At 70.4% G+C, this 14218-nt stretch carries 15 protein-coding genes; 5 read left to right on the top strand and 10 right to left on the bottom strand.

The genetic code is table 11. From position 1 onward, the window contains the following. The 5 genes from C4V41_RS27520 to C4V41_RS27500 form a co-directional block, all read left to right on the top strand. On the top strand, window positions 1–909 hold a 909-nt coding region (locus tag C4V41_RS27520; protein WP_146103806.1), incomplete at its 5' end, for a phosphopantetheine-binding protein. Window positions 910–956: 47 nt separating this feature from the next. After that, window positions 957–1718, top strand: coding sequence for a thioesterase II family protein (locus C4V41_RS27515; protein ID WP_235030415.1), 762 nt, complete (start codon window positions 957–959; stop codon window positions 1716–1718). A 10-nt stretch (window positions 1719–1728) separates the two neighbouring features. Beyond that, window positions 1729–2082: a nuclear transport factor 2 family protein gene (locus C4V41_RS27510; protein WP_103958813.1), complete on the top strand. Its 354-nt coding sequence runs from the start codon at window positions 1729–1731 to the stop codon at window positions 2080–2082. A gap of 24 nt (window positions 2083–2106) precedes the next feature. Further along, window positions 2107–3153, top strand: a complete 1047-nt coding sequence (locus tag C4V41_RS27505; protein ID WP_103958812.1) for a branched-chain amino acid aminotransferase — start codon at window positions 2107–2109, stop codon at window positions 3151–3153. A gap of 23 nt (window positions 3154–3176) precedes the next feature. Next, window positions 3177–3917, top strand: a complete 741-nt coding sequence (locus tag C4V41_RS27500) for an alpha/beta fold hydrolase (protein ID WP_103958811.1) — start codon at window positions 3177–3179, stop codon at window positions 3915–3917. 109 nt (window positions 3918–4026) lie between these two features. Here the strand turns inward: C4V41_RS27500 and C4V41_RS27495 are convergent, their stop codons facing one another. From C4V41_RS27495 to C4V41_RS27450, 10 genes are all read right to left on the bottom strand, one after another. Next, window positions 4027–4968, bottom strand: coding sequence for an ankyrin repeat domain-containing protein (locus tag C4V41_RS27495; protein ID WP_103958810.1), 942 nt, complete (start codon window positions 4966–4968; stop codon window positions 4027–4029). A gap of 420 nt (window positions 4969–5388) precedes the next feature. Further along, window positions 5389–5697 carry a hypothetical protein gene (locus C4V41_RS27490; protein ID WP_103958809.1) on the bottom strand — a complete coding sequence of 103 codons (309 nt, stop codon included), beginning with the start codon at window positions 5695–5697 and terminating at the stop codon, window positions 5389–5391. 76 nt (window positions 5698–5773) lie between these two features. Further along, on the bottom strand, window positions 5774–6538 hold the full coding sequence (locus C4V41_RS27485; protein ID WP_146103805.1) for a hypothetical protein: 765 nt from the start codon (window positions 6536–6538) through the stop codon (window positions 5774–5776). 22 nt (window positions 6539–6560) lie between these two features. Beyond that, entirely contained in the window at window positions 6561–7439 is an 879-nt protein-coding gene (locus C4V41_RS27480) for an LLM class flavin-dependent oxidoreductase (protein ID WP_103958807.1), read from the bottom strand. Further along, on the bottom strand, window positions 7439–8383 hold the full coding sequence (locus tag C4V41_RS27475) for a zinc-binding dehydrogenase (protein WP_103958806.1): 945 nt from the start codon (window positions 8381–8383) through the stop codon (window positions 7439–7441). Before C4V41_RS27475 ends, C4V41_RS27480 begins: the two co-directional genes overlap by 1 nt. A 223-nt stretch (window positions 8384–8606) precedes the next feature. Then, the gene (locus C4V41_RS27470; protein ID WP_200824252.1) at window positions 8607–10130 is read right to left on the bottom strand and encodes an apiosidase-like domain-containing protein; all 1524 of its coding nucleotides are present in this window, start codon (window positions 10128–10130) and stop codon (window positions 8607–8609) included. Then, entirely contained in the window at window positions 10130–11122 is a 993-nt protein-coding gene (locus C4V41_RS27465) for a sugar phosphate isomerase/epimerase family protein (protein ID WP_103958804.1), read from the bottom strand. Before C4V41_RS27465 ends, C4V41_RS27470 begins: the two co-directional genes overlap by 1 nt. Before the next feature lie 10 nt (window positions 11123–11132). Next, window positions 11133–11972, bottom strand: coding sequence for a carbohydrate ABC transporter permease (locus tag C4V41_RS27460; RefSeq protein ID WP_103958803.1), 840 nt, complete (start codon window positions 11970–11972; stop codon window positions 11133–11135). Beyond that, a complete protein-coding gene (locus C4V41_RS27455; protein WP_103958802.1) occupies window positions 11969–12856 on the bottom strand; it encodes a carbohydrate ABC transporter permease in 888 nt (295 codons plus the stop codon). The genes C4V41_RS27460 and C4V41_RS27455 overlap by 4 nt, the downstream gene beginning before the upstream one ends. A 1-nt stretch (window position 12857) precedes the next feature. Next, on the bottom strand, window positions 12858–14135 hold the full coding sequence (locus C4V41_RS27450; protein WP_103958801.1) for an ABC transporter substrate-binding protein: 1278 nt from the start codon (window positions 14133–14135) through the stop codon (window positions 12858–12860). Window positions 14136–14218 lie beyond the last annotated feature (83 nt).

The following is a 14218-nucleotide window of genomic DNA, read 5'->3' as shown; positions in this document are numbered from 1 at the left end:
CCGGTGCGTGCGCCGATCGGGCAGGCCATCCGCAACACCCAGCTCTATGTGGTGGATGAGCTGTTGGAGCCGGTCCCGGTCGGCGTGCCCGGCGAGCTGCTGGTCGGTGGTGCGGGTGTTGGGCGGGGTTATCTGGGTGACCCGGTGCGGACCGCGATGGCGTTTGTGCCGGATCCGTTCTCCGGGGTGAGCGGGGCACGGTTGTATCGCACCGGCGATGTGGTGCGGTATCTGCCGGATGGTCGGCTGGAGTTCCTGGGCCGCCGCGACCACCAGGTCAAGGTACGCGGCCAGCGAATCGAACTGGGCGAAATCGAAGCCGCCCTACGAGAGATCGACGGCGTAACGGACGCCGTGGTGACGGCGGTCACCGACCATCTCGGACAAACCCGGCTGGCAGGCTACGTAGCCGGCGCGGTGGACGCGGCCCTGGTGCGGACGCAGGTCGCGCGGGCGCTCCCCGACGCGATGGTGCCATCGGCCGTGGTCGTGCTGGACGCCCTGCCGCTGACCCCCAACGGCAAGGTCGACCGGGCGGCGCTCCCGGCCCCCGAGTTCGCCGACCGCTCCGAGTACGTGGCCCCCGCGACAGTCCACGAGCACCTGCTCGCGTCCATCTACGCCGAAGTCCTGGCCGTCGAGCGGGTCAGCGCGCTGGACGACTTCTTCCAGCTCGGCGGCCACTCACTCCTGGCCACCCAGCTCATGGCCCGCGTCAGAGAACAACTCGGCGTCGAAGTGCCGCTGCGGTCGCTGTTCGAGCACCCGGTGCTGCGCGACCTGGCCGCCGTCCTGGCGCAGGCGCAGACGGACTCGGTGCCGTTGGAAGAGCTCCTCGACGAGATCGAGCACCTCTCGGACGAGGAGATCGAGAAGCTGCTCGCCGACGGGGACACGCCGTCCCCGTGACGCGGCCGACCGTACCGAAGCAAAGCAGAGGAGAGCACGTGAAGCCCATGACCGGCCGCTGGTTCGCGGCCGAGAACACGGCCCCGGAGGCGGCGGCGCAGTTGTTCTGCCTGCCGCACGCGGGAGCGGGCGCGTCGGCGTACCGCGACTGGCAGGACAAGATCGGCCCGGACGTCGAGGTGGTGCCCGTGCAGTTGCCGGGCCGCGAGGCGCGGTTCGCCGAGCCCTTCGTCACCTCCGCGACCGAGATGGCGGCCGCGCTCGCCGGGCCGCTGCTGGAGCGCGCGACGGGCGACCGGCCGTTCGCGCTGTTCGGCCACAGCATGGGGGCGCTGCTGGCCTACGAGCTGACGCACCAGCTCATCGCCTACGGCCGGCCGCCCGTGCACCTGATCGTGTCCGGGTACGCGCCCCCGCACCTGCCCTACGACCCCGCCTACCAGATCGTCCACCAGATGCCGGACCCCCGGCTGGTGGCGCACATCGAGGCGCTGCAGGGCACGGCCGGAGAGGTGCTGGACCACCCGGAACTGCTCGAACTGCTGCTGCCGGTCATCAGGGCCGACTACGAGCTGTGCGAGACGTACCGGTTCGAGGACCGGCCCCCGCTGCCCGTCGCGCTGACGGCGCTGGGCGGCGCCGACGACCCGGAGGCGGGGGAGAAGACGCTGCCGGCGTGGCGGGAGCTGACGGCGGCGTCGTTCACCGTGGACATCTTTCCCGGCGGACATTTCTACCTGCACGCGCACCTGGACGAGGTGACCGGCATCGCGCGTGAGGCCGCGCTCTCGGAGCGGTCACGTACCTGAGGAGCCGAGAATGAACAGAGAACAGCGCATACGCCACTACTACGAACTGGTGGACGCGGGCGACGTGCCCGCGCTCGTCGACCTCTTCGATCCGGAGGTCGTCTACCGCCGTCCCGGATACGAGCCGCTCGTCGGTAAAGCGGAGTTAGAGCGCTTCTATCGTGAGCAACGGGTCATCAAGGAAGGGCGGCACACCCTGTCCACCACGCTGGTGAAGGAGGAGGGCGCGGCGGTGCACGGCACGTTCGAGGGGACGCTGCACGACGGGCGCGAGGTGTCGCTGGCCTTCGCGGACTTCTTCACCTTCTCGGCCAGCGGCGCCTTCCGCACCCGGGACACCTTCTTCTTCGCTCCGCTGGTCTGACCCTGAGGAAAGGAGCCGGTCGTCATGGCGACGTACGGGTTCGGAGAGCGGTTCACGGACCACCTGGTGACGCTGACGTGGACCGCCGACGCCGGCTGGGCGGGCCGGCCACGGGTGCTGCCGTTCGGCGACCTGCCGTTCAGCCCGGCGATGGCGGGGCTGCACTACGGGCAGGTGGTGTTCGAAGGGCTGAAGGCGTACCGGCGGCGGGACGGGGCGCTCGGCACCTTCCGGCCGGACGCCCACGCGCGCCGTTTCCAGCAGTCGGCCCGGCGCCTGGCCATGCCGGAGTTACCCGAGGAGCTCTTCCTGGAGGCCGTGGACGCGTTCGTCGCACGGGACGGCGGGCTGCTGCCGGCCGACGACCCGCGCCTGAGCCTGTATCTGCGCCCGATCCTGTTCGCCAGCGAGGCGAGCCTGGCGCTGCGCCCCGCGCGCGAATACACCTTCCTGCTCATGGGCTTCGTGACCGAAGGCTTCTTCTCCGACCGGCCGGATCCGGTGTCGGTGCTGGTCAGCAGGGAGTTCTCGCGGGCCGCGCCGGGTGGCACGGGCCAGGCCAAGTGCGCGGGCAACTACGCGGGCGCGTTCCTGGCACAGCGGCAGGCCGCCGACGCGGGCTGCCGCCAGGTGGTCTGGCTGGATCCGGTGGAGCGCCGCTGGATCGAGGAGATGGGCGGCATGAACCTCTTCTTCGTCCGTGGATCGGGCCCGTCGGCCGAAGTCCTGACACCCCCGCTCACCGGTACGCTCCTGCCGGGCATCACCCGCGACTCGCTGCTCACCCTCGCCGCCGAACTCGGCTACACCACGCGCGAAGAGCGGATCTCCGTCGACCAGTGGCGCGAGGAGAGCGAGTCGGGCCTCATCACGGAGGCGTTCGCCTGCGGTACGGCGGCGCTCGTCACCCCGATCGGCGAAGTCCGCGACGGGGACGGCGGCTGGCTGGTCGGCGACGGCAAGGCGGGCCCGCTGGCCATGGAACTCCGCACCGCGCTCACCGATTTACATCAAGGGCGAGTCGACGACGCCCACAGCTGGTTGCGCTGGGCAACCACCGAAGAAAGGTAAGAAAGTACGTGCTTTCTCACGACATGGCGGGAACCGGGGACGTTGTCGTCCTACTGCACTCCTCGGTGGGTGACCGGCGCATGTGGGACCCGCAGTGGCAGGCGTTGCTGGACGCCGGATATCGAGTGATGCGCTGCGACTTCCGTGGTTACGGCGAGACGCCCGCGCCGCTCCAGCCCAACAACGACGCCGACGACGTCCTGGCGCTGCTCGACGAGGTGGGCATCGAACGCGCCACCGTCGTCGGCTCGTCCTACGGCGGCCGGGTGGCGCTGGAGCTGGCGGCCCGCTGGCCGGGCCGGGTGGACGCGCTGGTCCTGCTGTCGGCGGGATCGCCCGCCCACGAGCCGACCGAGGAGCTCGACGCCTTCGACGAGGCGGAGGAGGCGCTGATCGACGCCGATGACCTGGACGGCGCGGTCGACCTGAACGTACGGACCTGGCTGGGGCCGGACGCGTCCGAGGACACGCGCCAGAAGGTGCGCGTCATGCAGCGGCACGCCTATGAGGTGCAGCTCGCGGTGGACGAGGAGTTCGACCAGTTGGAGGTGGAGGTCGACCTGGGCGCGATCGAGTCGCGGGCGCTCGTGGTGGCGGGCAAGCACGATCTCGGCTATTTCCGGCAGGTCGCCACGGATCTGGCGGACCGGCTGCCGCGCGCCCGCCTGGTCGAGCTGCCGTGGGCGGGGCACCTGCCCAGCCTGGAGCGCCCCGACGAGACCACCGAGCTCATCGTCAAGTTCCTCGCCGAGCGCGACGGCTGACCACCCGGCCCCGCCACCGCGCCCGCCCGCCCGCCGCTGAGGACGGGCGGTCCACCGGTTGAGCGGGCCCTCATCCGCCGGCCCGGTGGACGGCCTCGCGCGGTTCGCGTCAGCTCCAGTAGTCGTGTTCGGGCAGCCGGAGGTAGGTGTCCGGGTTGGTGATCGCGACGTTGCCGGTCGGGCGAAGGCCGGCGGCGGCGTGGCAGTAGGCGTAGGTCAGGCCGTCGTAGAGGTAGTTGAGCAGGACCTCCTCGGCCGAGTCGGCGGGGGCCCCGATGCCGCCCGCGTGGAAATCCCAGGCCACGACCTCGCCGTCGCGGTAGACGCTGGTCTGGTCGCCGCTCTTGGCGTTGGCGAACATGCCATAGGCGACCGTGCCCGCGGACAGGGCCTTCATGACGCCGGGGGTTGAGGCCAGGTAGGAGTATTCCTGGCTGACGACGCAGCCGCCGGGAACGTCGGTGAAGCCGAGGATCGGCTGGGCCTCGTCGTCGGTGGGGTCGAACATGATCTCTTCCAGCTCTTCCGCACCGACAGGTTCGGCGGCCAGGCGCCGGGCGGCTTCGGCGGCGCTGATGCCGCGTACGCAGGCCAGGCTGAATCCCTCGCTCGGGGTGTCGCTCAGCACACCGATCAGGCGGTCGGCCTCCACGACGGCGGCGGTCTCGGCTTCGGTCAGGCGGGCATGACCCGGTGGGAACGGGAAGAACAGGCCGGGCGTGGGCCCCGCCAGGCTGAGCCGGCCGGGAGACCAGCCCGCCATCATCGGCCGCCACGGGTCCGCCCCGGCGGCGACCAGGGCGCGGACGTTGTCGGGGCAGTCGTTGAAGACGGCCAACCAGAGCGCGGAACGGCCTTCCCACTCGGCATCGATATCATCGACGCGACCGGCCAGTTCGGCGACCACCTCGGGGGAGCCGGACTCCGCCGCGGCGTGCAGCGGCGGCTGGTAGAGGTCGTTGTTCGGGTCGGCGCCCGCGTCGAGTCGGGCGCGGACAAGAGCGACGTCTTCCCAGCGCGGCATGAGATCGGACCAATCGGCAGCGGTCATGGCGGCTCCTCAAGGATCATGTGTGAGGGGCCATCATGACGGAGGGCACAGACAATTTCCGGGCCGAGCCAGGCCGCCGCCGTGGGGTTCGGGGGAGCGCTGTGGGTGCGCCCATCGGGGGCCGGTCCGCATGGCGGATCGAGGTCCACGGCTCACGCACCCGCATACGGGCGGTCCGCGCCACCTGACCGATGACGGCCTGGTCGTGGACGGCAACCCTGAGGACCGGGAGCACTTCTTCTAGGGCCGGCGTACCAGGCGGGTGAGGGGGGCGGGTGGCTGAGGGGTGCGCCCGCGAATCCGCGGGGGGCCGACGTGCCGGTTCTGCCGGATCAGCGCGAACGCGCCGTCACCGGCGTACCGGCTGTGCTTCACCGGGGGACGGCTCTCGCACAAGGACGAGGTGCCGGCCGGGCACCGCTAGGCGGCCCTGGCCTGGCAGAGGACCGCCACGACGGCGAACCACACGCCACGCGCGTTCTGCGAGGTCACCGACTCGAACACGTTGCACTCCGTGAACCCGTGTTCGAGCGCGTTCTGCCGGGCCGCGGCCTCGGCCTCGGCGAGCGCGACGTTCTCGTCGATGTTCTTGGCGAACCCGTCGAACAGCGCTCCCCTCTGGTCGGTGACACCGGCGGAGGCGGGCAGCGCGACCGCGGCGGCGACACCGGAGCCGGCCAGCGCCGCCGCGGCCACCGCGACCATCAGCTTCTTCATCAGGGACGTCATGGAATCTCCTTGCGGTTGAATACCTACATCCGGGAGGCGTTCCAAGCCGTTCCATACCGGGGACACACCCCGTGCCCTATTCGGAAGGGGTCAGCCGGACATATCCGTACGGGTTGAAGAACAGGTCGTCCTCGTCGTAGCGGTCGCACGCGCCGGTCCGCAGCACCCGGCGGGGGGCGTCCTCGGTCAGCCGGAAGCCGGCCCCGTCCTCGATCTCCGCCGCGCGCGGATCGGTCAGCAGATAGAGCGCCAGCGCGTCCAGGTGCGTGACCAGGTCGCTGACGCCGTCCTCGGTCAGCTCCCTGTCGACCTCGATCTCCACCTCGGGCGCGCCGAGCAGGTGCATGCCGCAGCTGTAGAGCACCCGGCCGCCGTAGATCGGCCGCCTCACCCAGGCGGAGACGAGCGCGTCGGCCAGCTCCTCGTCCTTGGCGCCGGCCGCCTGGCGGGCCAGCGTGAGCCAGCGCACCCGGCCGTGGGTGATCCCGCTGCTCTCGTTCTTCACCGCGACGGCGCCGCCCCGTAGCAGGGCGGCGGTCGCGGCCAGCAGCCGGCGCGAGGTGTCGGCCGCCAGCTCCCGCATCATCGGCATGGACAGCAGGTAGCCGACGGTGTCGTGGGACTCGACGGCGGCCCGGTCGGCCTCACTGAACGACGCCGCCGCCCTGCTCGCCTGGAAGCTCGCCTCGAACGCCTCCGGCATCCGCGGATCGTGCTCGGCCTCCGAATATTCGTGGTCGAGGACGAAACCGCCGAACTCGGTGGCGATCCGCTCCATCTCCGCGAGACCCAGCCCGGAGCCGAGCACGCACAGCACGTGGCGAGGGAATGCTTCACTCATCCGGGCACGCTAGTGCACCGGATCAAGGATTGAGAAGGCGGTTCGTCTCGGCCAGCAGCTCGCTCTGGCGAAGCCGGTCGGCGGGGAACGGCATCCCGATCACCCGGTGCACGCCGACCTCGGCGAGCTCGGCGAACCGTTCGGCGGCCGCCGCGGGCGGGCCGGTGATCAGGCCGCGGCGGGCCTCCTCCTCCGACATCCCGTACTCCATCAGCGACCGGGCCTGCGCGTCGATCACGGAGGCGGGCAGGTCGCCGAGACCGACGCTGAGGCCGATCGTGACCCGTGGCACCGGGCGGCCGTACTCGGCGGCGAGGCCGGCCAGCCGGCCGGTCTGCTCGGCGATCTCGGCGGGCGCGGAGAACGCCGGATACCACTCGTCGGCGAACCGGGCGGCCCGCCGGATGGGGCCCGCGCCGATCAGGACGGGCGGCATCGTCGCACCCGGTGAGAGGGCGATCACCTCGCCGTTCACGTCCGTGGGCTTGCCCTCGACCAGGCTCGGCAGGATCTCCAGGGCGGCGTCGGTACGCCGTGCGCGTTCGGCGTACGGGATGCCGACGGCCCGCCAGGCGGCGTCGCCGTGTACGCTGCCGCCCGAGCCGACGCCGAGCAGCACCCGGTCACCGGACAGGTGCTGCAGGCTCGCGATCTGCTTGGCGGCCCAGGCGACCGGGCGCAGCGCCAGGATCATCACCCCGAAGCCGATCTTGACGCGCTCGGTGACGGCGGCGGCCGTGGCCAGCACGATCGTGCTGTCGAGGTACGGCCGCACCGGGAGCAGGTGGTCGCCCACCCAGACCGACTCCAGGCCGAGCCGCTCGGCGTGCCGGGCGTGCTCGCGTACCCCGGCGCTCTCGTCCACGCCGAACGCCGGCAGATTCACTCCGACCTTGAGCATCAGCGCACCTCAAGCAGGGTCTTGCCGACGCTGGCGCGCGACTCGATGCCGGCGTGCGCGTCGGCGGCCCGCTCCAGCGGGAAACGCTGCCCGATCAGCGGCCGCAGCCGCCCGGCCGCGGCCTCGGCGAGGGCGCTCTCGGTGTACGCGCGCATCGTCTCCGGAGTGGGCCTGGCCTGGACGAGCGTGACGCCGCGCACGGCCGCCGCCTCCTCCTCGATGGCGGCCCACTCCCCGCTCGCCAGCCCGAAGCTGACCATCCGCCCGCCCCGGCCGAGCAGCCCGAAGGCGGCCCGCGCGATGTCGCCGCCGACCCCGTCGAGCACGACGTCCACAGGGGCGACCCCGTCGGCCCAGCCCGGCACCGTGTAGTCGACCACCTCGTCGGCGCCCAGGTCGCGGGCCACAGCGACCTTGCGAGCGCCGCCGGCCGCCGCGACCACGGTCGCCCCGGCCGCCTTGGCGAGCTGCACGAGCAGCGAGCCCACGCCGCCGGCCGCCGCCTCGACCAGCACCCGCTCCCCGGGCCGTGGCTCGGTCGCGCGGAGCATCATGGTCGCCGTGCGCCCGTCGGCCAGCAGCGCGACCGCGTCGTCCAGCTCCAGGCCGCCGGGCACGTCGAAGAGCCCGGCCGCGTCCACCACGGCTCGCTCCGCGTAACCACCCGAACCGCCCATGGAGGTCACCACCCGGCGGCCGATCAGCGCGGCGTCCACACCCGCGCCGACCGCCGCGACCACACCCCCGACACCGTTGCCCGGGATCATCGGCAGCTCCGCCTTGAACGGCGACGGGGCGCCCGACCGGAACTGGGTCTCCACGAAGGTGATGTTGGCGTAGGCGACGTCGATCAGCACCTGCCCAGGCCCCGGGACCGGATCGGGGGCGTCTCCGATCGTGAGCACCTCGGGTCCGCCGAACTCCTTCAACCACACTGCGCGCACAACGTTCTCCTCTTCTTCGGCCGGTATCGGTCCTCAGCATGCAACCTCAACCGAACTAGAGGTCAACCCGCGCGTTCGAGGCAGTTCGTGGAGGAGGGCGACGACCTCGCCGACGGCCGCCTCGAAGCCGCACCGGGACGGGTCGGGAGCGCGCACGGCCGTACAACTGGACGCCCCGCTCGGCGCCAGTGGCGTCAGCCATGACGTCCATTGCCGCGCGATGTCACTCGTCGGAGAAGATGACCACCCGTGGCCCCTCGTGATCGTCGGGGATCGGCTGCCCCGGCTCGCGCAGTCCCTGCGCCCGCGTGAGCCCGGTGCGCGGGTCGACGACGCGATAGCGCTTGGGCACCCTCTCGTCGCGCGCCGGCGGGAGCGGGCCGCCGTTCTCCTGGTAGACGATGTGCAGGCGGCCGGGCACGCGCAGGCTGCGCGGGCTGATGAAGCTCTGCCAGTCCGGCTCCATGCCGGTCGTCGGCAGCCCGTCGAGGATCTTGCCGAGCAGCCCGACGTACGTGGAGCCCTCGAAGTCGAGGGACTCGCGCCAGCCGCCCGAGGGCGCCAGGAAATATGGCGCCTGGCCGGGCTCGTCCTCGTGCAGCCGCCACTGCCAGATGTTGGCGGCCCCGTAGACCACGCCCATCGTGCCGCCGGCGCACAGGTTGCTCCACGCCTCGTGGCCCTGCCACCAGCCGGCCGCGTTGGTGGCCGAGCGGGTGCACTCGTAGGTCGGCTCGCCGTTGGCAACGGCCTTTATCGGCAAATTTCGCCACATGTCGGCGACGCGTTCGGGTACGTGCTCGCCGGTGTGGCCCGTCTGGCACCACTGGAAGTCGAGCCAGCCGGCATCCTGCGAGGCGCGGTTGTCGGCGTGCGGGCGGTAGTGGATGCCGGTGGGCTGGCCGTAGCAGTCCCAGGCGTGGACCTCCTCACCGCCGGCGGCGATCTGCGGTTCGCGGCCGGAGCCGTCCGCGCCCACCAGGTAGATCGCGGGCCGGGCGCCGTAGCGGGCGACCAGGTAGCGGCAGTAGCGGGCGTACTCGGCGGGCGGTACGACGACGCCGGCCACGTCGAGGCCCTTCCAGCCGAACCCCTGGAACACCGGCTGCAGGACGGGGACGATCTCGTGCTCCGCCAGGATGCCGAGCAGGGAGTCCAGGTACTGGAAGTAGGCGGGATCGAGGTCGTTGATGTGCCCGGTGGGCAGGTCCTCGAACGCGACCCCGAACCCCTCGTCGGCCTGGCGGTCGCGCGGCCCGACGGCGCGCATGTCGGGCTGCACGGACATGAGCAGCACCGCGTTGAAGCCCTTGGCGTGCCGGTCGGCCGCGTAGACGCGTACCTGCTCCTCGGTGGCCCGCCAGGGCAGCGCCCAGGCGGTGTCGGCGACGAGGATCGCGGGCGTGCCGTCGGCGTGGACGAGGCCGCGCCCGCCCGGCGCCATCGTCCAGAAGCCGTGGCGCTGGAAACGGTTCGCCGGTTCACCGGGCTCGACCTCGACGACCCCGCTCACCCCGCGAAGGCCGGGGTCGTCCACGGACGCGCCGGTCGTCCACCGCCAGCGGCCGTCCGGCAGCGGCGAGCTGAAGCGGACCCGCCACGTCCGGCCGCCGTCCCAGAACGCGGGCCGGCGCAGGCTGAGCCCGCCGTCGTGGGTGAAGTCGGCCCACACGTCGACGCCGGTGTAAGGGTCGGGGAGGTCGGCGGCGGCGGTGAGGGTGATCTCCGTTTCGCGCCAGGCCCCCATCAGCCCTCCACCTGGGCGGTGAGCAGGGCCTTGCGGGCGATGCGCTGCGCGGCCAGGGCGTCCTGGCGGGACTGCGCCTCGGTGAGGGCCTCGACGTCGAGGATCTGCAGGGCGCGCCAGATCGTCCGCATGACCTCGACGCCGGCGCGGGCCGCCTCGACGGAGTCCTCACGGAACGGGAACTGGTCGAGCTGCCAGACGCCCTGCCAGTTCGCCTGGCGCAGGGTGTGGAAGAACTCGAACGTCTCCACCAGGTGGATGGAGCCGACGACCATGTCGTCGTCCCAGCCGCGGAAGTTGTCGTTGACGTCGATGGCGTACAGGCGGTCGTGTTCGAGGATGAGCTGGGCGGCGTCGGCGGGGGATTCGAGGCCGTAGAGGGAGTGGCCGAAGTCGAGCAGGACGCCGACGTTGGGCACGTCCATCTTCTCGATCGCCAGCAGGGTGCGGGCGGCGGAGGAGAAGGTCATCCGGTTGCGGGGCTCGCGCGGCTTGTACTCGATGGCGAAGCGCAGGTCGGGGTGGCGCTGGGCGAGCTCGCGGACGGCTTCGATGGACATCTGCCACAGGGCCTTGTAGTCGGCCTGGAAGGGGTAGTCCCAGCCGTCCTGCCCCGGCCAGAGCTTGACGTAGTCGCAGCCGAGGCGGCGGGCCAGGTCGGCGGACTCGCTGACCAGCTCGATCGCGGCGCGCCTGATCTCCGGGTCGGGGTTGGTGAAGCCGCCGCGGCTGAACTTGCGGGTGTAGATCTCCGGCGTCAGGGCGATCGCGCGCAGCCCGTTGGCCTTCAGCCGCTCCTCCAACTGGGCCACGTCGGTGTCTGCCGGGTTGAACGGGTAGTTGATGTCCACGACGGACAGGCTGCCGACCTGGCCGGCGCGGTCGATGGCCTCCAGGGTGGAGACGGGCGGGCCGTAGCCGTCGGTGGCGTAGCGGTCGCGGAACTGGCCGAAGTGCCAGAGTCCGGCGCCGAAGAGGGGTTCTGCGGCCATGGAACGGCTCCTATCCCTTGATGGCGCCGGCGAGGGCGCCCTGTGTGAAGAATCGCTGGAACATCAGATAGACGATCAGTACCGGAAGGATGGACATGATGATGAACGCGTTGAGCTGGCCGTAGTTGGAGGCGAACTGCGACTGGAAGGCCTGCAGCGCCAGCGGCACCGTACGCGCCTCCTGGTCCTGCAGCAGCACCAGGGCCATCCCGTACTCGTTCCAGGTGGCGACGAAGTCCAGGATGAACAGGGCGGCCAGGGCCGGCTTGGCGAGCGGCAGGCACACGCTCACGAACAGCCGCCAGTTGCCGGACCCGTCGATGCGGGCGGCCTCGTCGAGCTCGCCGGGCAGCGAGCGGAAGAACCCGTACAGGAAGAACACCTGGTACGGGATGCCGAACGCGAGATACGGCAGGATGATCCCGTTCGTCGAGTTCAGCAGCCCCATGCTCGACAGCGTGGTGAACATCGGCGCGAGGGCCACCTGCACCGGCACCATCGACCCCAGCGTGATCACGATGAGCAGGGCCCGGTGCCGTTTGAAGCGCAGCCGGGCGATCGCGAACGCGGCGGCGGCCGACACCAGCAGGCCGAGCGGCACCTTGATGAGCGCGATGTAGGCGCTGTTGGCGGCGACCGTCCACAGCTCGCCGCGCTCGGCGGCCTTGAGGTAGTTGTCCCAGTGCCATACCTCCGGCAATGCCCAGATGGAGCCGCGGCCGATCTCGGCGGTGGACTTCAACGAGGTCAAGACCATGAAGGCGAACGGCGCCAGCCAGAGCAGCGCGGTGACCACCAGGGCGATCCACAGCCCGATGAGGGGATAGTTGGCGCGGCGGACAGCGGTCATCGCCCGTCCTCCTTCAGGGTCCACATCAGGTACGGCAGCACCAGTGCCAGCGTGATCAGGAGCAGCACCACGGCCAGGGCGTTGCCGCCGCCGAAGTTGTGGTTGATGAACGACTGGCTGTAGGACCACAGGGCCAGCACCTGGCTCGACTGGGCGGGCCCGCCGTTGGTCATGCCGACGATGAGGTCGAAAACCTTCAGCGAGCTGATCACGGTGAGCACCAGGACGACGGTGAACGTGGGCCGCAGCGCCGGCAGCGTGACGTTGCGGAACGTCTGCCACGCGGAGGCGCCGTCGAGCTTGGCCGCCTCCACCAGGTCGAGGGGCACCGTCTGCAGCCCGGCCAGGAACAGCACCATGGAGAAACCGGTCGTCTGCCAGACGAAGGCGACGAACACCGAATAGAGCGCGATCTGCGGGTCGCCGAGCCAGTCCTGGATCCACGACGACAGACCGAGCGACGTCATCGTGCCGTTGACCAGGCCGGAGTTCGGGTTGTACATCCAGGTCCACATGGTCGCCACGGCGATCGAGGCGAGCACGGCCGGGATGTAGAACGCCGACCGCAGCAGGTTGCGGCCGAGCAGCCGGCGGTTGAGCGCCAGGGCGAGCAGCAGGGCCAGCACGGTGGGCACGACGAGCGACAGCACCACCCAGATGACGCTGTTGCGCAGCGCGGTGTGGAAGACGGTGTCGTTGGTGAGGATGTCGCGGTAGTTGTCGAGTCCGGCCCACACCTGGGGCACGGTGGGGAAGCCGTTCCACCGCATGAAGCTCAGGTAGACGGCCGAGACGATGGGGAACAGCAGGAACACCGAGTAGAGCAGCAGTGCCGGGGCCAGGAACGGCAGCGCGCCCAGGACCGGCATCTTCCGGATGGACACGTCAGTCCTTGTGGGTGTCGATGAACTTCTGCAGCAGCGCGCCGGCCTCCTTGGGCTCGATGGAGCCGCTGGTGACGCCGTTCTGGATGCGCCAGTACTCGGTCGTCACGTCCGTGGGGAAGTTCTGGTCGTTGTTGAGGAAGAAGCCCTTGGCCTTGCCGGTCAGCGCGGCGATCTCCGTGTTGAGCGGCTGGAGGGGGTTGGCGGACTTGGTGTCCTTGTTCACCGGGATCGAGGAGAAGACGCCCAGATATTTGCCCTCGACCGCGGCGGAGGTGAAGAAGTCCAGGAACTTCGCGGCCTCGTCCGGATGCTTGCTGCTCTTGGTGATGTACATGCCTTCGGAGAATCCGTAGAGCCGGTCGGTCCCGGTCGGCATGGGGAAGACCCCGACGTTGTTCTGGTCGTCGCCGGCGTCGAGGTTCTGCTGGGTGAACCAGTCGCCCTCGATCTGCATGGCCGACTTGCCGGAGTGGAACATGGCGCCGGCCTCGTTCACGGAAAGGCCGGCGAAGCCCTTGTTGAAGTAGGCGCCGGACCACTGCTTGAGCTGCTCGAAGGACTTGTCTATGCAGGGCTGGCCGGTCCAGCTCGTGGCGCGGGTGTTGAGCTTGTCGGCCGATTCGGCGCCGCAGTTGGTCTCGATGAAGGTGTCGAGCAGGCGCATGACGTGCCAGTTCTCCTTGCCGCCCATGGAGATCGGGGTGAGCCCGGCGTCCTTGAGCTTCTGCGCGGCCGTGGCCCACTCCTCGTACGTGGTGGGCGGAGCGCTGATGCCCGCCTTGGCGAACTGGTCCTTGTGGTAGTAGACGACCTCGGTGCGCTGGGTCCAGGGAACGCCGTGGTGGCCGCCGTACTGGTTGTAGGCCGACAGCGTGGAGGCGTTGAACCGGTCGGTCCACTTGTACTGCTGGTAGTACTTGCCCAGGTCGAGGCTCACGCCGGACTTGACCAGCTCGCCGCCCAGCCCGGGACCGGCCCAGTTGTAGTAGATGTCCGGGCCCTCGGTGCTGCCGGCCGTGGTGCGCAGCGCGTCCTTGTGCGCGTCCACGGCGCGATACTGCAGGTCCACCTTGATGTTCGGGTTCTGCTTCTCGAAGTCGGCGATGATCGACTTCAGCGCGTCGGTGGCAGTCTCCGCGTTCTGCGTGACCATCCACCAGCTCAGCTTGACCTGCCCCCCGCTGGTCGCACCGGGTGTGTCCTGTACGCGGCCGCTACAGGCGGCGATCAGCAGCAAAGAGGTCGCCAGCGCCGCGGTTTTCGTGGGGATGTTCATGTGCTTCTCCAAGCGTTCGGCAGGTTTGAATAACTATTCAGTGCTGCCTTGCTATTCAGCCGGAATGTAACGTCGCCGACACA

It is taken from the genome of Nonomuraea solani (genome assembly GCF_900108335.1).
GTDB lineage: Bacteria > Actinomycetota > Actinomycetes > Streptosporangiales > Streptosporangiaceae > Nonomuraea > Nonomuraea solani.
Note: the sequence above shows the minus strand (reverse complement) of the source record. Positions and strands in the feature narration are given on the sequence as shown.

What these genes read in the sequence shown, in the direction of transcription:
- C4V41_RS27470 (WP_200824252.1), bottom strand. Translation starts at nt 10,130, where the DNA reads ATGGGGGCCTGGCGCGAAACGGAGATCACCCTCACCGCCGCCGCCGAC.
- C4V41_RS27465 (WP_103958804.1), bottom strand. Translation starts at nt 11,122, where the DNA reads ATGGCCGCAGAACCCCTCTTCGGCGCCGGACTCTGGCACTTCGGCCAG.
- C4V41_RS27490 (WP_103958809.1), bottom strand. Translation starts at nt 5,697, where the DNA reads ATGACGTCCCTGATGAAGAAGCTGATGGTCGCGGTGGCCGCGGCGGCG.
- C4V41_RS27480 (WP_103958807.1), bottom strand. Translation starts at nt 7,439, where the DNA reads ATGCTCAAGGTCGGAGTGAATCTGCCGGCGTTCGGCGTGGACGAGAGC.
- C4V41_RS27500 (WP_103958811.1), top strand. Translation starts at nt 3,177, where the DNA reads ATGGCGGGAACCGGGGACGTTGTCGTCCTACTGCACTCCTCGGTGGGT.
- C4V41_RS27485 (WP_146103805.1), bottom strand. Translation starts at nt 6,538, where the DNA reads ATGAGTGAAGCATTCCCTCGCCACGTGCTGTGCGTGCTCGGCTCCGGG.
- C4V41_RS27505 (WP_103958812.1), top strand. Translation starts at nt 2,107, where the DNA reads ATGGCGACGTACGGGTTCGGAGAGCGGTTCACGGACCACCTGGTGACG.
- C4V41_RS27515 (WP_235030415.1), top strand. Translation starts at nt 957, where the DNA reads ATGACCGGCCGCTGGTTCGCGGCCGAGAACACGGCCCCGGAGGCGGCG.
- C4V41_RS27510 (WP_103958813.1), top strand. Translation starts at nt 1,729, where the DNA reads ATGAACAGAGAACAGCGCATACGCCACTACTACGAACTGGTGGACGCG.
- C4V41_RS27460 (WP_103958803.1), bottom strand. Translation starts at nt 11,972, where the DNA reads ATGACCGCTGTCCGCCGCGCCAACTATCCCCTCATCGGGCTGTGGATC.
- C4V41_RS27495 (WP_103958810.1), bottom strand. Translation starts at nt 4,968, where the DNA reads ATGACCGCTGCCGATTGGTCCGATCTCATGCCGCGCTGGGAAGACGTC.
- C4V41_RS27450 (WP_103958801.1), bottom strand. Translation starts at nt 14,135, where the DNA reads ATGAACATCCCCACGAAAACCGCGGCGCTGGCGACCTCTTTGCTGCTG.